A 21387-nucleotide genomic window follows, 5' to 3' on the forward strand; every position below is an offset into this window, starting at 1 on the left:
TTTCGTGTGTCGGGCGCCTTAGCGGGTGATGAAGCCGGTTTGGGTCTCGCTGCGGCGTTGGATCTTGAGCGAGTCCTGAAACTGCAACCGCCGCTGCACGTCCAGCATTGTGTTCAGTTGGACCTGTTCGCGGCTTCTGGTCTGCGTGCGGACCTTGGCGCGGACCTGATCCTGCGACAGGCTTTGGGTGGCGTGGGTCGCGCCTTTCATGGCGCCAGCGCCGTTACCGCCATTCCCGGCCGATGCGGCGACGGGAAGGGCAACGAGGGCGGTGATCATCAGTGCTTTGAGTGTGTTGGTCATAGCTTCCTCCTTGGAATAGTAATATATTCGGAGTTCGGCATATGAATTTCAAGGTCAGGGGGGCCGCTGAGCGGGGGGCCGCTCAGCGGGATTTGGCTTACTTCTTCATCGGGCAGGTGCTGATCCCGAAGATGGAGTAGAGCGGGCAGCTGCCCAGAAGGCCAGTGACCAGGGGGATGATCCCCAGCAGGAACAGCCCGCTGTAGCTGCCCTCTGGATAGAGGAAGTAACCAGCGATCAGCGCCAGACCGACGACCACGCGCAGAACGCGGTCGACGGTTCCTTCGTTTTTCGTGAACATTTCGAATACCCCATTATATGCAAAAACAGTAATTTGATGCTACCGCAGGTAATGGGGGCGTGTCACGATTTTAGTGGTTTAGCCGCGGCCGCGTTTTTCGAACCGGGGCAGCATGGCAGAGAAGTCCATGCCTTTGCCGTTTTCGGCTTCGACGAACTGTTCATAGAGGGCGGCGGCGGCCTGACCCATCGGGGTGTCGGCATCAGCGGCCTCGGCGGCTTGCTGGCTGAGGCGCAGGTCCTTGAGCATCAGTTCAGCGGCGAAACCGGGTTTATAGTCGTTGTCGGCGGGCGATTGCGGGCCGATGCCGGGCGCGGGGCAATAGGCGTTCATCGACCAGCTGTAGCCCGACGAGGTCGAGACCACATCGAACATCTTCTGCCGGTCGAGGCCGAGCTTGTCGGCAAGGGCGAAGGCCTCGCAGGTGGCGATCATGGTGACGCCGAGGATCATGTTGTTACAGATCTTGGCGGCCTGACCGGCGCCCGCCTCGCCGCAATGCACGGCCTTCTGGCCCATGATGTCGAACAGCGGCTTGGCGGTGGCGAAGGCAGCATCGGAGCCACCGGCCATGAAGGTCAGCGTGCCGTTGATCGCGCCCACAGTGCCGCCCGAGACCGGGCCATCGACGAATTGCAGGCCAGCGGCGGTCGCCATTTCGGCGGCGGCGCGGGCGCTTTCGACATCGACGGTGGAGCAGTCGATCAGGGTGGCGCCGGGTTTCATCGCAGGGATCACCTGTGCCGCGACGCTGCGCAGGATCGCGCCGTTGGGCAGCATGGTGATGACGACGTCGGCGGTTTTCACCGCGTCTTCGGCGGTGGCGGCGTTGGTGACGCCTTCGGCGGTGGTGCCTGCGGTGTCAAAGCCGGTGACGGTGTGGCCTGCTTTGGCCAGGTTGGTGGCCATGGGCGCGCCCATATTGCCCAAGCCGATGAATGCGATTTGCATGGTGGTGTCCTCCTCCAGTGTGAGTGTGTCTTTGCCGAGTGGCAGCAGCATTTGCGAGACGGCGACGGCCGGAAGGCTGTCGAGGCCATGTTTCCACTGCGGGTTGCGGTCTTTGTCGATGATGGCGGCGCGGACCCCTTCGAGGAAATCGCCGTGCTGCATCGCGCGGTAGGTGAAGCGGTATTCCAGTTCCAACGCGCGGCGGATATCGGCAGAGGGGCCGCGCAGGCGGTGGATGATTTCGATCGCGCAGGCCATCGACAGTGGCGAATTGCGGCGGATCGCCTTGAGGGCACTGGCGACGAATGCCAACTCGTCGGTGTCATCGCCGGGGGCGTTGAGGCTGTTGACGATGTCAGACAGGGTTTCGCCGCCAAAATACCGGTCGATCCAGTGCTGCATCTGCGGATAGCTGCCTTGGGTGTCGGTATCGGCGGCGGCGGCCAGCGGGGCAGGGTCGCCGGTGGCGATCAGCGCCTGCATCAGGTCCTGCCAACGGTCACGGGGGATCAGGTGGTCAGCAAAGCCCGCATAGACCGCATCGGCACCGTTCAGCCGTAGGCTGGTGGCGGCAAGGTATTCGCCCAGCCGCCCCGGCGCGCGCGCAAGCACCAGCGAGCCGCCCACATCGGGCACAAGGCCAATGCCGGTTTCGGGCATCGAGATCACCGAATTTGTATCGACGATCCGGTGGCTGACATGACACCCCAAGCCAACGCCGCCGCCCATGACAAAGCCCTGCATGAAGCTGACGATGGGTTTGGGATACTCGGCCAGCTTGGCATTGAGCCTATATTCATCGGCCCAGAAATTGCGGCCATAGGCATAATCGCCCGCCTTGCCGGTCTGATACAGCTGGGCGATGTCGCCGCCCGCGCAGAACGCCTTGTCGCCCTCAGCATCGAGGATCACGAGGCGAACAGCCTCGTCTTTGGCCCATTGGTCGATCGCGGTTTCGATCGCCAGACACATGTCATAGCTGAGCGCGTTCAGCGCCTTGGCACGGGTCAGGGTGATGCGGCCGGCGTGGCCTTCGGTGCGGATGAAAACATCGCTCATGTGCGGTCACTCAGCAATTGGCGCGATACGATCATGCGCATGATTTCATTGGTGCCTTCGAGGATTTCATGCACCCGCAGGTCACGCACCAGCTTTTCGATGCCATAGTCGGCCAGATAGCCATAGCCGCCGTGCAGTTGCAGGCATTGGTTGACGATGCGGCTGCCGACCTCGGTGACAAAGGTTTTCGCCATGGCGCAGAATTGCGTGGCGTCGGGCGTGCCCTGATCCAGCTTCCACGCGGCCTGACGCAGGAAGATGCGCGCGGCTTGCAGCTCGATCTCCATATCCGCGAGGCGGAATTGCAGCGCCTGAAACTGGTCGATGGATTTTCCGAAGGCCTTGCGCTCGCCCATATATTGCAGTGTGGTATTCAGCGCCGCCTGCGCCGCCCCCAGCGAGCAGGCCGAGATATTGAGCCGCCCGCCGTCCAACCCCTTCATCGCGTATTTGAAGCCTTCCCCCTCGTCGCCAACCAGATTGCTGGCGGGGATCTTGCAGTCGTCGAATTGCACCTGCCGGGTGGGTTGGCTGCGCCAGCCCATCTTGTCTTCGAGCCCGCCAAAGCTGAGCCCCTCGGTGCCATCCTCGACCACGACGGTGGAAATGCCCTTGGGGCCGTCGTCGCCGGTGCGGCACATCACGACATAGGCGTCGGAATATCCGCCGCCCGAGATGAACGCCTTGGTGCCGGTCAGCGCATAGCCTTCGTTGCTGCGGGTGGCGCGGGTTTTCAGCGCGGCGGCGTCAGAACCGGCGCCGGGTTCGGTCAGGCAATAGGACAGGACCGTGTCCATGCTGATCGCCGGGGTCAGGAAGCGGGCCTTGATGTCGTCACTGCCAAAGGCGTCAAGCATCTTGGCGCACATGTTGTGGATCGACAGAAACGCCGCGACCGAGGGGCAGGACATGCTGAGCGCCTCGAAGATCAGGGTGGCGTCAAGCCGGTTGAGGCCCGCGCCGCCGCTGTCTTCGGACACGTATATGCCGCCAAACCCAAGCGCGCCAATCTCGGGCCACAGCTCTTTGGGGATGATGCCTGCGGCTTCCCAGGCGCGGGCGTTGGGGGCGATACGTTCTTCGCCAAAGGCGCGGGCCATGTCGAAAATGGCGGTTTGTTCTTCGGTCAGTGCGAAATCCATGAGGCTCCTCCCAGAGCAGTGCGGGGTCGGATGATGAGATGAAGGCCGGTTCGCCAGCAACGGCAGACAGGCCATGAATGGGGATCAAAGATCGGCGTGAAACTCCTCGATCAGATGTTTGACCACGGCGCCAAGCGCGGCTTGCGATGTGTCGCCCGCATGCACAGCGTCCTGATAAATGCGGCGCTGCTGATCGGCAGAGGTACCGGTGGCCAGAATATTGCGCATGTTCTCGATCTCGGGCCGGGTGCCAAGCGCGTCGGCATCCTCGGCGACCAGTTCGATCAGGTTGTCGATCAGGGCTTCAAATGGGGTGATCGCGCGGGCGCCGAAATCAATCAACCCGCCGGTCAGACCATAGCGCTGCGCCCGCCAGCGGTTTTCCGATAGCAGGAAGTTGTCATACAGCCGCCAGCGCTGGTTTTTCTGGCTCAGCCGCCACAGCATCCGGGTCAGGGCCTGAACCAGCGCGGCAAGGGTCAGCGCGGTCTCAAGCCGGGGCGAGACATCGCAGATCCGGGTTTCGATGGTGGGAAACCGGGCCGAGGGCCGCAGATCCCACCAGATTTTCGAACTGTCCTCGATCAACTTCAGATCGATCAGGGTCTGAACCGACCGCTCATAGCTGCCCCAACTGTCGAATTGCGGCGGCAGACCGGTGCGGGGCAGATTGTCGAACACGGTCAGGCGATAGCACGACAGGCCGGTATCCTCGCCCTGCCAGAACGGCGAGGAACAGCTGAGTGCCAGCAGATGCGGCAGGAAATACCGCAGCTGGTTCATCAGGTCGATACGCTGATCAGGGGCGGGGACACCGACATGAACATGCATGCCGCAGATCAGCATCCGCCGCACCACGCCCGCCAGATCACCACGCAGATGATTGTAACGGTCCTTGTCGGTGTGATGCTGATCGCGCCAGTCGGAAAACGGATGGCAAGAGGCGGCAATGGGCGCAAGGTTGAAGTCGCGCGCAATCTCCGCCACGGTCGAGCGCAGGCGCTTCAGATCGTCGCGCGCTTCGGCAACATCAGCGCAGACGCGCGTGCCGATTTCGACCTGACATTGCAGAAATTCCGGACTGAACTGACCTTGCAGGGCCGCCCCGCACCGCTGCATCAGGGCTTCTGGCGCAGGGGCCAGATCAAGCGTATCCAGATCGACAAGCAGATATTCCTCTTCCACGCCGAGGGTGAAATCGGGCTGAGCTGTGGGCATGACAATCCTCCCTGACAATGCTTGATGACCTGATGACTTCAGCATATTTGTCGCCGCCTCGGCAACCGGCACCGGCTGGACCCGACCTGTTTGCCGGAATTTGAGTATTTGGATCAGAAAGAAGCAGGCAGGTTTCTTTCTGACAGAAATACTCCGGGGTTTGGGGTGGAACCCCAATCTGCCCGCAGGGCTTATCCTGTGCGCCGAAGGCGCCCCGTTGGGTCAGCGGTGGTTGGGAAACGCCCCGGACAGGGCGTTTCCCGGTATTGGTCTTAGTCCATCGGCTTGAAGTTGAACTCTTCGCCGTCCTTGATGCCCGAGGGCCAGCGCGAGGTGATGGTTTTGGTGCGTGTGTAGAACTTGAACGCGTCCGGGCCATGCTGGTTCAGGTCGCCGAAGGCCGATTTCTTCCAGCCGCCGAAGGTGTGATAGGCCAGCGGCACCGGGATGGGCACGTTGATGCCGATCATGCCGATATTGATACGGTTGGCGAAGTCACGGGCGGCGTCGCCGTCGCGGGTATAGATCGCGGTGCCGTTGCCGTATTCGTGGTCCATCGCCAGTGCCAGTGCCTCTTCATAGGAATTGGCGCGGACGCAGGACAGGACGGGGCCGAAGATCTCTTTTTTGTAGATGTCCATGTCTTTGGTGACGTGGTCAAAGAGGTGCGGGCCCACGAAGAAGCCGTCTTCGTAGCCTTGCAGGTTGAAGTTGCGGCCATCGACCACAAGTTCGGCACCCTGCTCGACGCCGGTTTCGATCAGCTTGAGGATGTTGGCTTTGGCGGCGGCGGTCACGACGGGGCCGTAATCGACGTCGTTGCCAGCGGTATAGGGCCCGACTTTCAGCTTTTCGATGCGCGGCACCAGCTTTTCGATCAGGCGGTCGGCGGTTTCCTTGCCCACGGGCACGGCAACCGAGATCGCCATGCAGCGTTCGCCCGCAGCGCCGTAGCCTGCGCCGATCAGCGCGTCAGCGGCTTGGTCGAGATCGGCGTCGGGCATGATGATCATGTGGTTCTTGGCGCCGCCGAAGCACTGCACCCGTTTGCCGTTCGCGCAGCCGGTGCCGTAGATATATTCGGCAATCGGGGTCGAGCCGACGAAGCCGACCGATTGGATGACCGGGTGGTGCAGGATCGCGTCGACGGCTTCCTTGTCGCCGTTGACGACTTGCAGGATGCCTTTTGGCAGGCCCGCTTCTTCCATCAGTTCGGCCAGCATCAAGGGCACGGAGGGGTCACGCTCGGACGGCTTCAGGATGAAGGCGTTGCCGCAGGCGATGGCGGGGGCGAACATCCACAGCGGGATCATGGCGGGGAAGTTGAAGGGCGTGATGCCCGCCGACACGCCAAGCGCCTGGCGCATGGAATACATGTCGATGCCGGGGCCGGCGCTGTCGGTGAATTCACCTTTCAGCAGCTGCGGCGCGCCGATGCAGTATTCGACGACTTCCAGGCCGCGCTGCACGTCTCCGGCGGCGTCGGGCAGGGTTTTGCCGTGCTCGCGGGACAGGGCTTCGGCCAGTTTGTCCATGTCGCGGTTCAGCAGGTCGACGAATTTCATCATCACGCGGGCGCGGCGCTGCGGGTTGATGGCGGCCCAGGCGGGTTGGGCGGCGGCGGCGATTTCAACGGCTTGATTCATCTCTTCGACACTGGCCAGCGGGCATTTTGCCTGCACTTCGCCGGTGGCGGGGTTGAACACGTCCGAGAAACGGCCAGACGTGCCTTTGACGTGCTCGCCGTTGATGTAGTGGGTCAGCTCTTGCATGGGGACTCCTCCGCTTACGCAATTTGCGGCAGCTTAGGCTTGCAAATTTCCGATGAACAGAGGCAAGTTTCCAAAAAGGTTTTGCAAAAATGCAGAGGGTGCGGGCATGAACTGGGATGATCTGAAGGTATTTCTGGCGGTAGCGCGGGAGGAAAGCCTGTCGGGGGCGGGGCGCGACCTGAAGGTGGACCCGGCCACGGTTGGCCGCCGGGTGGCGCGGTTGGAGGAGGAACTGGGCACGCCGTTGTTTGGCAAAAGCCCGCAGGGCTATGCGCTGACAGATGCGGGGCAACGGTTGTTGGCGCATGCGGAGCGTGCCGAACAGGCGATGGGCGCGGCGATGGAGGAGCTGGCGGGGCAGTCGGGCAATCTGTCGGGGCAGATCAGGATCGGCGCGCCGGATGGCTGTGCCAACTATTTGCTGCCGCAGGTCTGCGCGCAGATTGTCGAGGCCAACCCGGATCTGGAGGTGCAGATCGTGGCGCTGCCGCGGGTGTTCAACCTGTCCAAGCGCGAGGCGGATATGGCGATTGGGGTCAGCCCGCCGACGGCGGGGCGGCTGACGGTGCAGAAGATCACCGATTACAAACTGCATCTGGCGGCGGCGCGCGGGTATCTGATTCAGCATCCGAAGATCGAGACGATGGAGGATCTGAAGGGGCACCGGATGATCGGATATATTCCCGACATGATCTTCGACAAGGAGCTGGATTATCTGAGTGAGGTCGGCGTGGAGAAGGTGCCGCTGGCGTCGAATTCGGTTTCGGTGCAGTTCCACTGTATCCGTCAGGGCGGCGGTATCGGGATCGTGCACGATTTCGCCATTCCCTCGACCCGGGGGTTGCGCAAGGTTCTGACCGAGGAGGTCAGTCTGACGCGCAGTTTTTACCTGATACGCCATGCCGATGACCGGCGGATGGAGCGGCTGAACCGGTTTGCGGTGGAGCTGGCCGAGGGGTTGCGGGCGGAGGTGGAGCGGCTTGAAGCTATGACTTGACAGATTGTCGCAGGCGGGGGACGCTGGGGTAATGAAACGATATTGCGGAGGTTGCCTACATGCTTGTTCATCAGATCCTCAGGGCCAAGGGCGACGATGCGGTGGTGACCGTCAGGCCGGGCACGTTGATTTCCGATGTGGCGCAAATTCTGGCGGAACGCCGGATTGGGGGCGTGATCGTGTCACTGGACGGGCAGGTGGCCAGCGGCATTCTGTCAGAGCGCGATATCGTGCGGGCATTGGCGGTGCGCGGCGCGAGCTGTCTGCACGAGCATGTCGAGGACATGATGACCCGCAATCCGGTCTGCTGTGCGCGCAATGACAGCGCCGACACGGTGCTGACGCGGATGACCGAGGGCCGGTTCCGGCATATGCCGGTGGTCGAAGACGGTGTTCTGGTCGGCATTGTCACCATCGGCGACGTGGTCAAGGCGCGGCTTCAGGAGCTGGCAATGGAGAAGGATGCCTTGGAAGGGATGATTATGGGGCATTAGCCCTTGCATTCCGGGGCGCAATAATATTGCGTGCGCGCGACAATACCTTTTGCTTCTTGAGGGAGGAGCGCGCAAATGCGTATCGGACTTTATCCGGGTACATTTGACCCGATCACTTTGGGTCATATCGACATCATCCGCCGCTCGGCCACTTTGGTGGACAGGCTGGTGATCGGGGTGGCAATCAACCGTGACAAGGGGCCATTATTTTCCCTTGAGGAGCGGGTCGCGATGATCGAGGTCGAGATGGCCCGGTTGCAAGAGCAGACCGGCACCGAGATCGTGGTGCATCCGTTTGAAAACCTGCTGATCAACTGCGCTCATGATGTGGGTGCGCAGGTGATCGTACGCGGGCTGCGGGCGGTCGCGGATTTCGAATATGAATTCCAGATGGTCGGGATGAACCGCGCGCTCGACAGTTCGGTCGAGACGGTGTTTCTGATGGCCGAGGCCAAGCATCAGGCAATTGCCAGCAAGCTGGTCAAGGAAATCGCCCGGCTGGATGGCGATGTCTCGCGCTTCGTGACCCCGGCTGTGAAGGCCAAGCTGCTGGCCAAGCTGGGAAAATAATGCGCCGGGCGTTTGGTCAGGCGGTCAGCGCTGTGGCGCTGTCCGCGTCTGCCATGGCGGTGCGGATGAAGCTGTTGCAGGCCTCAGGTTGCGTCAGCGGCAGCATATGGCCGCCGTATGTCAGCGTGAGTTTTATCGCCGGATGGTGGTTGGTCAGCTCGACGCCTTGTATCTGCGGATCAAGGATACGGTCCTCGCGGCCAAACAGGATATGCACCGGCACGCGCAGCCCGTCATAGCCGTTGCTCATCCATTTCAGATCGCGCCCGGAGGCGAGGAAATCGCGGCAGGTGTTGCGGAAGGATTTCGGGCGCAGACCCAGCAGCCCGCCGCCATCGACGCTGTACCCGGTGGGCACGTCCTCGGGGCCGAAGATATAATCGAACACATCCTGCTGATTGCGGATCGAGGCCGGGGTGGCAAAGGTCCAGCTGAGGACAAACCGCTTGAGGCCCGAGGGAATGGCGAGCGGTTTGAACGGCGGCGCCGGTTCCGCGGTGGCCACGGTCAGCGGCGCCAGCAGGGCCAGGCCGCGGGTTTTCTCGGGGTGCTCGAGCGCCAGGCACAGGGCGATTGCACCGCCCAGCGAATGGCCGACGATCAGCGGGCGGTCCAGCCCCAGCGCGTCGATCACCTCGATCATCTGCGCGGCCTGCGCGCGGGGATTGGCGGGGGTATGGGCGGGACGCTCGGACCAGCCCATGCCGGGCCGGTCAATCGCCACGACCCGGTGGTCGCGCGCCAGAAGATCAATCAGCCCCATGTCGAAATTGCCCAGCTGTCCGCCCAGCCCGTGGATCATCAGAATGGCCGGGCCGGTGCCCCTGTCGGCATAGTGCAGCTTGCCGGTGGAAATCTGGATGAACTTGCCGCGTGGCGGCACGGCGGCTTCGACCTTGCGCTTGGTGCGCCATGTCTTGGTCACCGGCCAGCCGAGGCCAACCGCACCTGCGGCGGGAAGCGCCAGTTCCAGAAGTGTCGAAATGAGGCTCATCACCGGTTCCCTTTGTGATTGGGGGCAGGATGGTCGGCGCGGCGGAGCCTGGCAAGTGGTGCCGGGGGTAACGTGGCGTCGGGGGCGGGGATCAGCGCCAGAAGGCGGTCCATTCGATCAGATCGCCGAATTTGCGAGCAAGGAACAGGATGGTGTCGCCCCCGGTCAGCAGCATGTCTGCCACCACCAGTGAGACAATCAACAGCCCCAGCACGATCGATATCTGATTGGTCATGCCCGGCCCTGTTCCCGTATTGCGGCGCTGGGGGAACTATGCCCAAGCGCCGCAAAAGGTGCAAGCTGTGGCGAAGGCTTAGCCCCGCAGGCGGCCCATCGCAACGGCCACATCGGCCATGCGGCAGGAGAAGCCCCATTCGTTGTCATACCAGCTGAGAACGCGCACGAGACGGCCACCGATGACTTTGGTCTGGTCGGGGGCGAAGATCGAGCTTTCCTCGGTATGGTTGAAGTCGATCGAGACTTTGGGCGCGGGATCGTAGCCCAGAATGCCTTTCATCGGACCGGCGGCGGCGTCGGCGATGATCTGATTGACCTCTTCTTCGGTCACGTCGCGGGCGGCGATGAAGGTCAGGTCCACGGCCGACACGTTGGGTGTGGGCACGCGGATCGACGAGCCATCAAGTTTGCCTTTGAGGGTGGGCAGGACCTCACCGAGGGCCTTGGCGGCGCCGGTCGAGGTGGGGATCATCGACATGGCGGCGGCGCGGGCCCGGTAGAGGTCCTTGTGGCGGCGGTCGAGGGTGGGCTGATCGCCGGTGTAGGAGTGGATCGTGGTCATGATGCCGGATTCAATGCCGATGCTTTCATGCAGCACCTTGGCCAGCGGCGCCAGGCAGTTGGTGGTGCACGAGCCGTTCGAGACCATCACATCATCCGCCGTCAGTTGGTCGTCGTTGACGCCCATGACGATGGTTTTCTGCACGTTCTTGGCCGGGGCCGAGATCAGCACCGATTTGGCGCCGCGCTCGATGTGTTTGGCGGCTTTTTCGCCGTCGTTGAAGTTGCCGGTGCATTCCAGCACGACATCGACGCCGGACCAGTCGAGTTCATCCATGTCATAGGTCGACATCACCTCGAACGCGCCGCGGCCAAGGTCCATGGTGCCGTCGCCGACGGTCACGGTGCCGGGGAAACGGCCATGCACGCTGTCGAAACGGATCAGGTGGGCGGCGGTTTCAAGCGGGCCGGTTGCGTTGATCTTGACCACTTTGATATCTTCGCGCGCGCTTTCGGCAATGTGCGAAAGGGTGCTGCGGCCAATACGGCCAAATCCGTTGATGCCGACGGTGATGGTCATGTTCTCAACTCCTGAAGCGAATGAAATTCATGCGTGATATAAACGGGCATTGGCTTTGCTGAAAGTTAAAAAATAGAGATTTATTAAAGTGTTAGCGCAAACCTGCCTTGGTTGCGCTAACGACTTTCCTGCCGGAGGATGCCGCAGGATCAAGGCTTGTTTGCAGGGCTGCTTCGTCTAAGTTGGGCGAAACGGCTGAAAATGAGGTACGGGCATGAGTGGTCTTCTGGCATTGCTGGACGATGTGGCGGCAATCGCCAAGGTGGCGGCGGCCTCATTGGATGATGTGGTGGGGCAGGCGGCCAAGGCAGGGGCCAAAGCGGCGGGCGCGGTGATTGATGACGCCGCCGTGACGCCGAAATATATCCACGGTTTCGAGGCCAGCCGCGAGTTGCCGATCGTGTGGCGGATCGCCAAGGGCTCGTTCAAGAACAAGCTGGTGTTCTTGCTGCCGGTTGCATTGCTGCTGTCCAGTTTCGCGCCCTGGGCGATCATGCCGCTGCTGATGCTGGGCGGGTGTTACCTGTGTTTCGAGGGGGCGGAGAAGATCCACCATGCGGTGTTCCCGCATGCGGTGCATGAGGAGGAGGGGGCGATCCCCGATGACCCGGCGCATCTGGAAGAGCAGAAGGCGGCGGGGGCGATCAAGACCGATTTCATCCTGTCAGCCGAGATCATGACCATCGCATTGGCGGCGATCCCAACCGGGAATATCTGGATGCAGGCGGCGGTGCTGGCGGCGGTGGGGATTGGCATTACGGTGCTGGTGTACGGCAGTGTGGCGCTGATCGTGAAAGCGGATGATGTTGGGCTGCATATGGCGGACAATGGCCGGTTGGGGATGACCCGTTCGCTTGGACGGGGGATTGTGAAGGCGATGCCGGGGTTTTTGCATGTGCTGACGCTGGTGGGGACGGCGGCGATGCTGTGGGTTGGCGGATCGATCGTGATCCACGGGTTGGATGTCTTGGGGCTTCCATGGCTGTACGAGCAGATCCACGCGGTTGCGCTGATGGTTGGGCATGCGGTGCCGCAGCAGATGGAAGCCGCGATGGAATGGCTGACGACGGCGGCAATTGACGGCGTTTTGGGCGTGGCGCTGGGTCTGGTGCTGATCCCGATTGTGACCCGCATCATCACGCCGTTGTGGCGCGCGGTGGCGGGGCTGCGCGGGGCTTGAGGGCTTGAGGCGCGTGGTCATCTTGTGACTGGCGGCTTCGAGCCTGACGTGTCGATTGCTGCGCCGCAGCTAGATGATCCGTTGCTGTAGCTCCTTTGGGTCATCTACATCGACGTGCCAAAACGCGGCAGCGCCTTCTGGCATCATGTGAAGCACGCGTTCGAAGTCTCTCTTGTTCGTGCAGCGCCGGACCGCCCACGCTGTCGCTTCAATTGCGTTATCCGGTGTCAGATTGTGGTTCACTCGAACCCGTTTTACCTCGGCAATCAACTCGGAGCGTTCAGAAAACGGCACCGGACCCTCGCTTACATCCCAGCCATTCACAAAAATCGCACGAAGCACGCTTGGAAGCACAGCCGCGAATTCCAAGCCTTGCTGGGCCGTCAAGCGGCGCCGAAACACCTGAAGAACAGCATCCACAGCCGTATAAGCCATGTTGTCGGACTCTAGCGACATGCGCTCCTTCACGTCATCGAGAAAAGCCCGCCATTCCTTGGAAGCGTGCCTGTATGTCCATGGCATTGGCATGGGAGATGTCGCCCTTGTTAGGTTTCGGCCAACAATAGCGTAGCCGTTCAATGCTTGGAATATCGAGGCCTCGTAAGTCCGCTTCGTCCGCGAAGCCGACATTTGACACAGCGAGGCGCCTTTTGCAGAAATCCGCGTGAGGTGGTCTGAGTTGAGCCCATCCGTTCTTGGCTGGATTTTGGAGCATGGTCGCTGCACAAAAAAAGGCCCCGGCGCAGGCGCGCGGGGCCTTTGATGTAGCTGTGGAAGGATCAGAGCAGGGCTTTGACCTGTGCCACGACGGCCTCGGCGGTGATGCCGAACTTTTCATAGAGCACCTCGGCCGGGGCGGAGGCGCCGAAGCTGTTCATGCCGACAAAGGCTGCTTTGGCTTCGCGGCCACGCTCGCCCAGCAGCCATTTATCCCAGCCCTGACGCACCGACGCCTCGATGCCGACGCGCACGGGGCCTGCGGGCAGGACGCGCTTGCGGTAGGCTTCTTCCTGCGCCTCGAACAGCTCCATGCAGGGCATGGAGACGACGCGGGTGCCGATGCCGTCGGCTTGCAGAAGGTCACGGGCGGCCAGCGCGATTTCCACCTCGGAGCCGGTGGCGATCAGGATGGCCTGACGTTTGCCTTCGGAGTCAGCCAGCACGTAAGCACCTTGCGAGACAAGGTTTTTCGCGGTGTGCGTGGTGCGCACGGTCGGCAGGTTCTGGCGGGTCAGCGACAGGACCGAGGGGGTTTCCTTGGAGGTCAGCGCGATCTCCCACGCCTCGGCGGTTTCGATCGTATCGCAGGGGCGGAACACATAGGTGTTGGGGGTGGCGCGGCTTATGGCCAGATGTTCGACCGGCTGGTGGGTCGGGCCGTCTTCGCCAAGGCCGATGCTGTCGTGGGTCATCACATAGACGGTCGGCACGCGCATCAACGCCGAGAGGCGCATGGCGGGGCGGGCGTAGTCGGTGAAGCACATGAAGGTGCCGCTGTAGGGACGGATGCCGCCGTGCAGCACCATGCCGTTCATCGCGGCGGCCATACCGTGTTCGCGGATGCCCCAGTGGATATAACGGCCACCACGGTTGTCGATGTCAAAGACACCCAGATCGCCGGTTTTGGTGTTGTTCGAGCCGGTCAGGTCTGCCGAGCCGCCGACGGTTTCGGTCATCACCGGGTTAATCACCTCAAGCACCATTTCGCTGGATTTGCGGGTGGCGACCTTGGGGCCTTCGTCGGTGATCTGCTTTTTCAACGCGCGAATGGTCGGCGCGAGGCGCTTGGGGGCGTCCAGCGCATAGGCGCGGGCGAACTCGGCCTGTTTACGCTCGGAAATCGTCGCGAGGCGGGTGTCCCACGCGGCGCGGTCAGTGGCGCCGCGCGATCCGATGGCTTCCCATGCGGTTTTGATCTCGGCGGGCACTTCGAACGGGCCGGTGGTCCAGCCATAGGCGGCTTTGGCGTCGGCGATCAGTTTCTCGTCGGTCAGCGCGCCATGGCCCTTGGAGGTGTCCTGCGCCGAGGAACCGAGGGCGATGTGGGTTTTGCAGGCGATCATCGAGGGCTTGCCAGCCTTCTTGGCGGCGGTGATCGCCGCGTCGATGGCGGCGGCGTCGTGGCCGTCGATTTCCTGCACATGCCAGCCGGAGGCCTTGAAGCGCATCACCTGATCGGTGCGGTCTGCCAGATCGACGGTGCCGTCGATGGTGATGTTGTTGTTGTCCCAGAACACGACCAGCTTGCTGAGCTGGTGACGCCCGGCGAGGCCGATGGCCTCTTGGCTGATGCCCTCCATCAGGCAGCCATCACCGGCGATCACGTAGGTGTAGTGATCGACGATCTTCTTGCCGTATTGAGCGCGCTGGATTTCCTCGGCCATGGCGAAGCCGACGGCGTTGGCGATGCCCTGACCCAGCGGGCCGGTTGTGGTCTCGATCCCGTCGGCATGGCCGTATTCGGGGTGACCTGCGGTTTTGGCGCCCCACTGACGGAAATTGCGGATTTCCTCTAGCGTGATGTCCTTATAGCCGGTGAGATACAGCAGCGAGTACAGCAGCATCGAGCCGTGGCCGGCCGAGAGGATGAAGCGGTCGCGGTCGGGCCATTTCGGCGCTGCGGCATCGAATTTCAGGTGCTTTTCGAACAGCACGGTTGCGACATCGGCCATGCCCATGGGCATTCCCGAGTGGCCGGAATTGGCAGCGTGGATGGCATCCAGCGTCAGGGCGCGGATGGCCGCGGCCTTGGACCAGTGATCGGGGTTTGCAGTGCGCAGGGCAGAGATGTCCACGAGAGGCTTTCCTTTGATCTAGGCGTATCGTTGCGTGCTCAATATCAGCCCGGGAGTGAAGATCAAGCGCACCCTGTAACCCATTGGCGCGGAAGGGGGCGCATTTTCTAGAACCATTGGGTAAACTTGGCCTGAAGGGCTGCCAGAATGATTCGCTGCCGGATCGTTGAGCAGCCTGAGCAGTAAGAAGGCAGAGGTGAATGAGCGAAATTAGCGAACTGGAACGCCGGATCACCGCAGCGATGGACCGGATTGCGCGCGGGGTTGAGGTGCTGAGCGCCGCTCCGCCCGAGGCGGCCGAGCCCGTGGTGGATGAAGCCGAGCTGACAGAGCTGCGGCAGGCGCTGGACGACGAGCGGTTGGCCAATGCGCAACTGGAGGAACGGGTCAAGGCAATCCGGGCCAAGATGGACAAGCGCGAGGCCGGGATTGAGTTGGAGCTGTCGGAGGCTCGCGCCGCGATGGCGGCGCTGGACGGCGAAATGCAGCGTCTGCGTCAGATCAACGAACAGTTGGTGGAAAGCAACACCGCGCTGCGGGCGGCCAATGCCGAGGGCGTGGGCGCGCCGGACCTGATAAATGCGGCGATGGCGACCGAACTGGAAGCGCTGCACACCGCGCGCGCCGCAGAGGCCGCAGAAGCGGGCGCGATCGTGATCGCGCTGGAACCGCTGTTGCGCGATGCCACAACCGGGGAGGAGACCTGATGCCCGAGGTGGAAATTCTGATCGGTGGCCGCGCTTTTGAAGTGTCGTGCCAGGAAGGCGAAGAGCATTACCTGCAGTCCGCCGCCAAGATGCTGGACGCCGAGGCCGGGGTTCTGGCAGCGCAGATCGGGCGCTTGCCCGAGGCGCGGATGCTGTTGATGGCGGGGCTGATGCTGGCCGACAAGACGGCCGGGCTGGAGGACAAGCTGGGTGAGGTCGAGGCGGCGCTTGCCGAGCGCGACGCCGAGCTGGAGGGGCTGCGCGCAGCCCCTGCGCCAGAGCCGGAGCGGGTGGAGGTGCCGGTGATCCCGGCGATTGTCACCGATACGCTGGCCGAGATCGCCGCGCGCGCCGAGGCGCTGGCGGCCGAGGTCGAGGACAAGCTGTCCGGGGCCGATGCGGATGCTGATGCGGATGCGCCGGAGGATGCAGAGGCCTGAGGCCGTCCGTGACTTTGAGACAAGAAAAAAGGCGGCGCGGGGAACCCCGGCCGCCTTTTGCTTTGTGCAGACCTGGCGATTAGCCGTTGGCTTCGCGGATCTTTTCGGCGGCGTCTTTGTCGTAGGCAACGCCGCTTGTTTCGAACAGGGTGTCAAGCTCGCCCGAGAGGGTCATCTCGGTGATGATATCGCAGCCGCCGACAAATTCGCCTTTGACGTAAAGCTGCGGGATGGTGGGCCAGTCGGAATAATCCTTGATGCCCTGACGGATGTCGGCATCGGCCAGCACGTTCACGTCCTTGAACGCGACGCCCATATAGTTGAGCACGCCCGCGACGCGGGAGGAGAAGCCACATTGCGGCATGTCCTTGGTGCCCTTCATGAACAGCACCACGTCATTGGATTTCACGGTTTCGTCGATGTTGGTTTTTGCGTCGGTCATTTGTTTGGTCCTTGCGAGTGTTCTGGGCGGTGTGGTCCCATGGCCGCAGCCAGTTCAGTTTTTCGTATCGAGGCGCGGGTGCCGGTCTTCGCTGCGCGTAGTGTCGCGCCGGGCGCTGTCTGAGGCGGCGCTGGTCGACGGAGCGTGGAGCACGTCGCCGGAGTTGAAGCTGCGCCGCGCTTGCGACATCTCGGGGCGGTAGGAGGCAAGCGGGCGGCGGGGCCGGTTGCGCTTGATCCAGGCCTCGGCGGTGATGGCGGCCAAGAGCAGGACGGCAAGGGTGCCGCCGATCCAGGCCATGGAGATCATTCGGGCGCCTTGGTGGTCAGGGCGAGCGCGTGCAGGTCGCCATTGGGACCATCCATCTTGCCCTTGAGGGCAGCATAGACCGCGCGTTGCTGCTTCACGCGGTTCTGGCCGCGAAAGCTTTCGTCGATCACCTCGGCGGCCCAGTGGTTTCCGTCGCCAGCCAGATCGGTAATGGTGATTTTGGCCGCCGGAAAGGCGGCGCGGATCAGGTCTTCGATTTCGCGGGCTTGCATGGCCATGGGGATGCTCCTGTCGTCGTCGGTTCAAGATGTAGGCCGGGAGGGGTCGCGGCGCAAGGGAGAGGGCGGCAATCTGTCAGCGCGGAGGCAAGGGGGCTGTCTGCCCCCAACCGTCCGAACCCTGCGGGATTCGGACGCCCCCCGAGGATATTTTGCAAATGTGAAGGCGGGGGCGGGTCAGCCCACCGCTGTTTCAAATCCAGACCGGTAGAGCGCAGCAAGGTCTGCCAGCGGGGCTTCGACGTGGCCAAAGCGCACGGTGTCACCGGTGAATTTGCCGACGCTGTGGATTGGCACGCCCGCCTGAGCTGCAGTGGTCATCAGTGCCTCGGCCTGATCGAAGTTGCAGGCGATGAGGTAGCGGGCCTGATCCTCGCCAAACAGCTGCGCCATGTCGGCGGTATCGAGGTGGACGCCGGTGCCACCAGCCTCGGCCATTTCAAACGCGGCAAGGGCAAGGCCCCCGTCGGACAGGTCGGTGCAGGCGGTGATCAGCACATGGTTGGCGCGGATGAAATCGCCGTTGCGTTTTTCGGCGGCGAGGTCAACGTGGGGGGCGTCGCCCTCTTCCCGGTTGAACACTTCGGCCAGCAGGGCGGATTGGCCCAGATGGCCGGTGGTGTCACCGATCACAAGCGCCACGTGACCATCGCGGGCGGTGCCGGTGATGGCCAGTTCGGGCGCGGCGATGAGGCCGACCGCGCCGATGGTGGGCGTGGGCAGGATGCCGGTGCCGTCGGTTTCATTATAGAGCGAGACGTTGCCGGAAACGATGGGCATATCGAGGGCGGCGACAGCGGCACCGATGCCTTTGATCGCGCCAACAAGCTGCCCCATTATTTCAGGCTTTTCGGGGTTGCCGAAGTTCAGGTTATCGGTGGTGGCCAGCGGGGTCGCACCGACGGCGGTGAGGTTGCGATAGGCCTCGGCCACGGCCTGAGCGCCGCCCTGATAGGGGTTGGCCTTGACGTAGCGTGGGGTCACGTCGGAGGTGAAGGCCAGAGACTTTTCGGTGCCGTGCACGCGGATGATGCCCGCGCCAAGGCCGGGCGTGCGGACCGTATCGGACATGACCATCTGGTCGTATTGTTCATAGACCCATTGTTTGGCGGCATAGTTGGGCGAGCTGATCAGCGCGCGCAGGCCGTCGATGGGATCAATCTCGGGCACTTCGGTCAGCGGATCGGCGGCGGGGGTTTCGACCCAGGGGCGGTCATATTCGGGGGCAGAGCCCGAGAGCGTGGCCAGCGGCAGGTCAGCTTTGACCACGTTGCCATGCAGCACGAGGAAGCGGTCTTCGGCGATGGTTTCGCCGACGATGGCGAAATCGAGATCCCATTTGACGAAGACGGCGCGGGCCTCGGCCTCTTTGTCCGGGCGCAGGACCATCAACATGCGTTCCTGCGATTCCGACAGCATCATCTCGTAGGCGGTCATGTTGGGTTCGCGCTGGGGCACGTCATCCAGTTGCAGTTTGACGCCCAGACCGCCCTTGTCGCCCATTTCCACGGCCGAGCAAGTCAGGCCCGCGGCGCCCATGTCCTGAATCGAGATCACGGCACCGGTTTGCATCAGCTCCAGCGTGGCCTCCATCAGGCGTTTTTCTGTGAAGGGATCGCCGACCTGAACAGTGGGGCGCTTTTCTTCGATCGTATCATCGAATTCAGCCGAGGCCATGGTGGCACCGCCGACGCCGTCGCGACCGGTTTTGGCGCCGAGGTAAACCACGGGCATGCCGACGCCAGAGGCGGCGGAGTAGAAGATTTTATCCGCGTCCGCCAAGCCGGCCGCGAAGGCGTTCACCAGGCAGTTGCCGTTATAGGCGGGGTGAAAGCGAACCTCGCCGCCCACGGTGGGGACGCCGAAACAGTTGCCATAGCCGCCGACGCCTTCGACCACGCCATGCACCAGCTGACGGGTTTTGGGGTGATCGGTCGCGCCAAAGCTGAGTGAGTTCATCGCGGCGATGGGGCGGGCGCCCATGGTGAACACGTCACGCAGGATGCCGCCAACGCCGGTGGCCGCGCCCTGATAGGGTTCGATGTAGGAGGGGTGGTTGTGGCTTTCCATCTTGAAGACGACGGCCTGGCCATCGCCGATATCGACCACGCCCGCGTTTTCTCCGGGGCCACAGATCACTTGCGGACCGGTGGTGGGCAGGGTGCGGAGCCACTTCTTGGAGGACTTGTACGAACAATGCTCGTTCCACATGGCTGAGAAGATGCCGAGCTCGGTGAAGGTGGGCTCGCGTCCGATGATCTCGAGAATACGGGCGTATTCGTCGGGCTTGAGCCCATGGGCTGCGATCAGGTCGGGCGTGATGGCCGGGTCTTGCATTGTGATGTCTCCGAAGGCGGTGCTGCGGCGTCTCTTTACGACAAGGGGGCGCGGGGGGGAAGGGGGACAGAGCCGCGCGGCGGTGTTGAGTTAGTCGCGGTGCGTGGCGGGCACCCAATCGGGCGTGTCACGGTTCCAGAATTTCGCGGGGGCATCCAGCCCGGTGCCGGGGACATGGCGGGTATAAGTGGCCTGCGTGACGAAGATCACGGGTTCTTCGTAGGGGTGGCTGTCGAAAATCGCCTGAAGCACCTGATTCAGATGCGCGGGATCGGTGTCGAGCACGGCAAAGGACAGTTCAGTGCAGGGCACCTGCATGGCGGTTTCGCTGGCGGGGTTGCGCCCGCCGGGGCACGAGCGAAACCGCTGCACGCCCGGTGTGGTGGCGAAGCTGACCTGATCATAGAAGCCATAGGTCAGAGGATCGACGGCCTGCACTGCCTCCAGCACCTCTGGCAGGTGGGCCTCGGGACGCTGCACGGTGACGTGAAAGGCCGGGTGCAGGGTGAAGGCGGGTTTGGTGGTGTCGGTCTGTGGCATTCCGGGCTCCTTGGAGTGGGGAACGTAAGGGGAGCAGTAGAGGGGATTCGCTGCTGGAGGAAGTTGAAAACCGCCGCGCAAGGAATTTTCTGCACTCAGGTGGGACCAAAAAAAAGGCCGAGCGTAAAGCTCGGCCGAAGTCCAACAGGGAGGTATGAAGATGATGTGATTTGCATCGCCATCATCGTCGAAAGCTGAAATAGGCAGCGAAAGTAAAACGATCAAGCGCGTTCATGCGGCAAGTGCAGCATGCCCGGTATGCATGGCGTGCATAGCTTTGGAGGGTGTTAGCTAAGCGCCTGATCTTTCATCCGTTTACGGTATGTTATGATCTCGTCCTGAACGAAATCCCGGAAGGCGGCAATGCGCTTGGATTGGCGCATTTCTTCGGGATAGGCGAGGAAAACCGGTACTTCGACGGATTGAACATCGGGCAGAACGCGCACGAGATTCGGAAAATCCTGCATCAGGTAATCGGGCAGGACACCGATTCCGAGGTGATTGATCACCGCCTGAAGCACGCCGAAATAGTTATTCACGGTCAGGGTCGAGCGGATGTCGTAGGTCATCAGGTGCTGCACGAGGTTGGCCCCGGCACCGACCTGCGCCGATGTTGGATTCTGGCAGATCAGGCGGTGGGTATTGATGTCCTCGATGGACTCAGGTGTGCCGTAGCGGGCCAGATATTCGGGCGACGCATAGAGCAGCATCCGCACCGACATCAGCCGTTTACGGATCAGATCGGCCTGCGATGGTTCTTTCATGCGGATCGCCACATCGGCTTCGCGCATCGGCAGATCAAGCACGCGTTCCTCAAGCATCAGGTCGATTTTCAGGTCGGGGAATTTTTCATAAAGCGCGGGCAGGCGCGGCGCCAGCCACAGCGAGCCGAATCCAGTGGTCGTGGTCACACGCAGTTCGCCGAACACTTCTTCTTCGCTGTCGCGGATACGGGCGGCGGCAGAGTCGAGCCGTTTGGACATCGCACGCGTGGCTTCAAACAGCAGTTCACCCTGTTCGGTCAGAATCAACCCGCGGGCGTGGCGGTGGAAAAGCGTGGTGTTCAGGCTTTCCTCGAGCGCGCGCACCTGTCTGCTGACCGCAGATTGGGACAGATGCAGGACATCACCGGCGTGGGTGAGGCTGCCCGCGTCGGCCACCGCGTGGAAGATTCTTAATTTGTCCCAGTCCATATCAGCAACTTTCGATTCACGCACACCTCATACACGAAACACTATGGTGTAAAACGTCTTAACGGCGGGTTCCCTTGGGGGATGCG

Annotated in this window: 23 protein-coding genes and 1 pseudogene; 6 read left to right on the forward strand and 18 right to left on the reverse strand. The window is 62.4% G+C overall.

Going from position 1 to position 21387, the window contains the following annotated elements; translation table 11 throughout:
- Window positions 1-18 precede the first annotated feature (18 nt).
- From BSF79_RS00580 to BSF79_RS00605, 7 genes and pseudogenes are all read right to left on the reverse strand, one after another.
- Window positions 19-303, reverse strand: a complete 285-nt coding sequence (locus BSF79_RS00580) for a hypothetical protein (protein ID WP_090266766.1) — start codon at window positions 301-303, stop codon at window positions 19-21.
- Window positions 304-400: 97 nt separating this feature from the next.
- Window positions 401-604 (reverse strand): YgaP family membrane protein, encoded by a 204-nt coding sequence (locus BSF79_RS00585; RefSeq protein WP_090266769.1) that lies wholly within the window; start codon window positions 602-604, stop codon window positions 401-403.
- 78 nt (window positions 605-682) lie between these two features.
- Complete coding sequence (gene mmsB, locus BSF79_RS20255; RefSeq protein WP_483887643.1) at window positions 683-1606, reverse strand: 3-hydroxyisobutyrate dehydrogenase; 924 nt, start codon at window positions 1604-1606, stop codon at window positions 683-685.
- Window positions 1595-2614 (reverse strand): annotated as a pseudogene (locus tag BSF79_RS20260) (enoyl-CoA hydratase/isomerase family protein); the annotation flags it as partial. The pseudogene BSF79_RS20260 and the gene mmsB, both read right to left, overlap by 12 nt.
- The gene (locus tag BSF79_RS00595) at window positions 2611-3756 is read right to left on the reverse strand and encodes an acyl-CoA dehydrogenase family protein (protein ID WP_090266775.1); all 1146 of its coding nucleotides are present in this window, start codon (window positions 3754-3756) and stop codon (window positions 2611-2613) included. The pseudogene BSF79_RS20260 and the gene BSF79_RS00595, both read right to left, overlap by 4 nt.
- 84 nt (window positions 3757-3840) lie before the next feature.
- Window positions 3841-4974 carry a carboxylate-amine ligase gene (locus tag BSF79_RS00600; RefSeq protein ID WP_090266781.1) on the reverse strand — a complete coding sequence of 378 codons (1134 nt, stop codon included), beginning with the start codon at window positions 4972-4974 and terminating at the stop codon, window positions 3841-3843.
- A 272-nt stretch (window positions 4975-5246) separates the two neighbouring features.
- On the reverse strand, window positions 5247-6746 hold the full coding sequence (locus BSF79_RS00605) for a CoA-acylating methylmalonate-semialdehyde dehydrogenase (RefSeq protein WP_090266784.1): 1500 nt from the start codon (window positions 6744-6746) through the stop codon (window positions 5247-5249).
- A 106-nt stretch (window positions 6747-6852) separates the two neighbouring features.
- Here BSF79_RS00605 and BSF79_RS00610 point away from each other — a divergent pair, with 106 nt between their 5' ends.
- The 3 genes from BSF79_RS00610 (at window position 6853) to coaD (ending at window position 8807) form a co-directional block, all read left to right on the forward strand.
- Entirely contained in the window at window positions 6853-7743 is an 891-nt protein-coding gene (locus BSF79_RS00610) for a LysR family transcriptional regulator (protein WP_090267815.1), read from the forward strand.
- Between the two features lie 59 nt (window positions 7744-7802).
- Window positions 7803-8237, forward strand: coding sequence for a CBS domain-containing protein (locus tag BSF79_RS00615; RefSeq protein WP_090266787.1), 435 nt, complete (start codon window positions 7803-7805; stop codon window positions 8235-8237).
- A gap of 75 nt (window positions 8238-8312) precedes the next feature.
- Complete coding sequence (coaD, locus tag BSF79_RS00620) at window positions 8313-8807, forward strand: pantetheine-phosphate adenylyltransferase (protein ID WP_090266790.1); 495 nt, start codon at window positions 8313-8315, stop codon at window positions 8805-8807.
- Between the two features lie 16 nt (window positions 8808-8823).
- Here the strand turns inward: coaD and BSF79_RS00625 are convergent, their stop codons facing one another.
- From BSF79_RS00625 to gap, 3 genes are all read right to left on the reverse strand, one after another.
- Window positions 8824-9801 (reverse strand): alpha/beta fold hydrolase, encoded by a 978-nt coding sequence (locus BSF79_RS00625; RefSeq protein ID WP_090266793.1) that lies wholly within the window; start codon window positions 9799-9801, stop codon window positions 8824-8826.
- Window positions 9802-9892: 91 nt separating this feature from the next.
- On the reverse strand, window positions 9893-10036 hold the full coding sequence (locus BSF79_RS19660) for a hypothetical protein (RefSeq protein WP_090266797.1): 144 nt from the start codon (window positions 10034-10036) through the stop codon (window positions 9893-9895).
- 78 nt (window positions 10037-10114) lie between these two features.
- Window positions 10115-11119 (reverse strand): type I glyceraldehyde-3-phosphate dehydrogenase, encoded by a 1005-nt coding sequence (gene gap, locus BSF79_RS00635; RefSeq protein ID WP_090266804.1) that lies wholly within the window; start codon window positions 11117-11119, stop codon window positions 10115-10117.
- Between the two features lie 214 nt (window positions 11120-11333).
- Here gap and BSF79_RS00640 point away from each other — a divergent pair, with 214 nt between their 5' ends.
- The gene (locus BSF79_RS00640) at window positions 11334-12299 is read left to right on the forward strand and encodes a DUF808 domain-containing protein (protein WP_090266807.1); all 966 of its coding nucleotides are present in this window, start codon (window positions 11334-11336) and stop codon (window positions 12297-12299) included.
- A 69-nt stretch (window positions 12300-12368) separates the two neighbouring features.
- On the opposite strand, the gene BSF79_RS00645 is transcribed toward BSF79_RS00640, so the two are convergent.
- Complete coding sequence (locus tag BSF79_RS00645; RefSeq protein ID WP_090267818.1) at window positions 12369-12827, reverse strand: DUF2267 domain-containing protein; 459 nt, start codon at window positions 12825-12827, stop codon at window positions 12369-12371.
- Between the two features lie 251 nt (window positions 12828-13078).
- Window positions 13079-15094, reverse strand: coding sequence for a transketolase (gene tkt, locus BSF79_RS00650; protein ID WP_090266811.1), 2016 nt, complete (start codon window positions 15092-15094; stop codon window positions 13079-13081).
- A gap of 200 nt (window positions 15095-15294) precedes the next feature.
- Here tkt and BSF79_RS00655 point away from each other — a divergent pair, with 200 nt between their 5' ends.
- Together BSF79_RS00655 and BSF79_RS00660 are read left to right on the forward strand one after the other, a co-directional pair.
- Window positions 15295-15801: a hypothetical protein gene (locus BSF79_RS00655; RefSeq protein WP_090266814.1), complete on the forward strand. Its 507-nt coding sequence runs from the start codon at window positions 15295-15297 to the stop codon at window positions 15799-15801.
- On the forward strand, window positions 15801-16241 hold the full coding sequence (locus BSF79_RS00660; RefSeq protein WP_090266818.1) for a cell division protein ZapA: 441 nt from the start codon (window positions 15801-15803) through the stop codon (window positions 16239-16241). Before BSF79_RS00655 ends, BSF79_RS00660 begins: the two co-directional genes overlap by 1 nt.
- Window positions 16242-16320: 79 nt before the next feature.
- Here BSF79_RS00660 and grxD read toward each other — a convergent pair whose 3' ends face one another.
- From grxD to BSF79_RS00690, 6 genes are all read right to left on the reverse strand, one after another.
- Window positions 16321-16683, reverse strand: coding sequence for a Grx4 family monothiol glutaredoxin (gene grxD, locus BSF79_RS00665; protein WP_090266822.1), 363 nt, complete (start codon window positions 16681-16683; stop codon window positions 16321-16323).
- Between the two features lie 54 nt (window positions 16684-16737).
- Entirely contained in the window at window positions 16738-16992 is a 255-nt protein-coding gene (locus BSF79_RS00670; protein WP_090266824.1) for a hypothetical protein, read from the reverse strand.
- Window positions 16989-17231, reverse strand: coding sequence for a BolA/IbaG family iron-sulfur metabolism protein (locus BSF79_RS00675; protein ID WP_090266826.1), 243 nt, complete (start codon window positions 17229-17231; stop codon window positions 16989-16991). Before BSF79_RS00675 ends, BSF79_RS00670 begins: the two co-directional genes overlap by 4 nt.
- A gap of 177 nt (window positions 17232-17408) precedes the next feature.
- Window positions 17409-19568, reverse strand: a complete 2160-nt coding sequence (purL, locus tag BSF79_RS00680; RefSeq protein ID WP_090266829.1) for a phosphoribosylformylglycinamidine synthase subunit PurL — start codon at window positions 19566-19568, stop codon at window positions 17409-17411.
- A 90-nt stretch (window positions 19569-19658) separates the two neighbouring features.
- A complete protein-coding gene (locus BSF79_RS00685) occupies window positions 19659-20108 on the reverse strand; it encodes a YqfO family protein (protein ID WP_090266833.1) in 450 nt (149 codons plus the stop codon).
- A 287-nt stretch (window positions 20109-20395) separates the two neighbouring features.
- Window positions 20396-21301, reverse strand: a complete 906-nt coding sequence (locus BSF79_RS00690; protein WP_090266837.1) for a LysR family transcriptional regulator — start codon at window positions 21299-21301, stop codon at window positions 20396-20398.
- Between the last annotated feature and the right edge of the window lie 86 nt (window positions 21302-21387).

This window comes from Thalassovita taeanensis (assembly GCF_900110775.1).
Lineage (GTDB): Bacteria > Pseudomonadota > Alphaproteobacteria > Rhodobacterales > Rhodobacteraceae > Litorimicrobium > Litorimicrobium taeanense.

What these genes read in the sequence shown, in the direction of transcription:
- BSF79_RS00675 (WP_090266826.1), bottom strand. Translation starts at nt 17,231, where the DNA reads ATGGCCATGCAAGCCCGCGAAATCGAAGACCTGATCCGCGCCGCCTTT.
- BSF79_RS00685 (WP_090266833.1), bottom strand. Translation starts at nt 20,108, where the DNA reads ATGCCACAGACCGACACCACCAAACCCGCCTTCACCCTGCACCCGGCC.
- purL (WP_090266829.1), bottom strand. Translation starts at nt 19,568, where the DNA reads ATGCAAGACCCGGCCATCACGCCCGACCTGATCGCAGCCCATGGGCTC.
- BSF79_RS00585 (WP_090266769.1), bottom strand. Translation starts at nt 604, where the DNA reads ATGTTCACGAAAAACGAAGGAACCGTCGACCGCGTTCTGCGCGTGGTC.
- BSF79_RS00660 (WP_090266818.1), top strand. Translation starts at nt 15,801, where the DNA reads ATGCCCGAGGTGGAAATTCTGATCGGTGGCCGCGCTTTTGAAGTGTCG.
- coaD (WP_090266790.1), top strand. Translation starts at nt 8,313, where the DNA reads ATGCGTATCGGACTTTATCCGGGTACATTTGACCCGATCACTTTGGGT.
- BSF79_RS00670 (WP_090266824.1), bottom strand. Translation starts at nt 16,992, where the DNA reads ATGATCTCCATGGCCTGGATCGGCGGCACCCTTGCCGTCCTGCTCTTG.
- BSF79_RS00645 (WP_090267818.1), bottom strand. Translation starts at nt 12,827, where the DNA reads ATGCCAATGCCATGGACATACAGGCACGCTTCCAAGGAATGGCGGGCT.
- BSF79_RS00690 (WP_090266837.1), bottom strand. Translation starts at nt 21,301, where the DNA reads ATGGACTGGGACAAATTAAGAATCTTCCACGCGGTGGCCGACGCGGGC.
- mmsB (WP_483887643.1), bottom strand. Translation starts at nt 1,606, where the DNA reads ATGCTGCTGCCACTCGGCAAAGACACACTCACACTGGAGGAGGACACC.
- BSF79_RS00615 (WP_090266787.1), top strand. Translation starts at nt 7,803, where the DNA reads ATGCTTGTTCATCAGATCCTCAGGGCCAAGGGCGACGATGCGGTGGTG.
- BSF79_RS00655 (WP_090266814.1), top strand. Translation starts at nt 15,295, where the DNA reads ATGAGCGAAATTAGCGAACTGGAACGCCGGATCACCGCAGCGATGGAC.
- BSF79_RS00580 (WP_090266766.1), bottom strand. Translation starts at nt 303, where the DNA reads ATGACCAACACACTCAAAGCACTGATGATCACCGCCCTCGTTGCCCTT.
- BSF79_RS00610 (WP_090267815.1), top strand. Translation starts at nt 6,853, where the DNA reads ATGAACTGGGATGATCTGAAGGTATTTCTGGCGGTAGCGCGGGAGGAA.
- BSF79_RS00595 (WP_090266775.1), bottom strand. Translation starts at nt 3,756, where the DNA reads ATGGATTTCGCACTGACCGAAGAACAAACCGCCATTTTCGACATGGCC.
- gap (WP_090266804.1), bottom strand. Translation starts at nt 11,119, where the DNA reads ATGACCATCACCGTCGGCATCAACGGATTTGGCCGTATTGGCCGCAGC.
- BSF79_RS00625 (WP_090266793.1), bottom strand. Translation starts at nt 9,801, where the DNA reads ATGAGCCTCATTTCGACACTTCTGGAACTGGCGCTTCCCGCCGCAGGT.
- BSF79_RS00640 (WP_090266807.1), top strand. Translation starts at nt 11,334, where the DNA reads ATGAGTGGTCTTCTGGCATTGCTGGACGATGTGGCGGCAATCGCCAAG.
- BSF79_RS19660 (WP_090266797.1), bottom strand. Translation starts at nt 10,036, where the DNA reads ATGACCAATCAGATATCGATCGTGCTGGGGCTGTTGATTGTCTCACTG.
- grxD (WP_090266822.1), bottom strand. Translation starts at nt 16,683, where the DNA reads ATGACCGACGCAAAAACCAACATCGACGAAACCGTGAAATCCAATGAC.
- BSF79_RS00605 (WP_090266784.1), bottom strand. Translation starts at nt 6,746, where the DNA reads ATGCAAGAGCTGACCCACTACATCAACGGCGAGCACGTCAAAGGCACG.
- BSF79_RS00600 (WP_090266781.1), bottom strand. Translation starts at nt 4,974, where the DNA reads ATGCCCACAGCTCAGCCCGATTTCACCCTCGGCGTGGAAGAGGAATAT.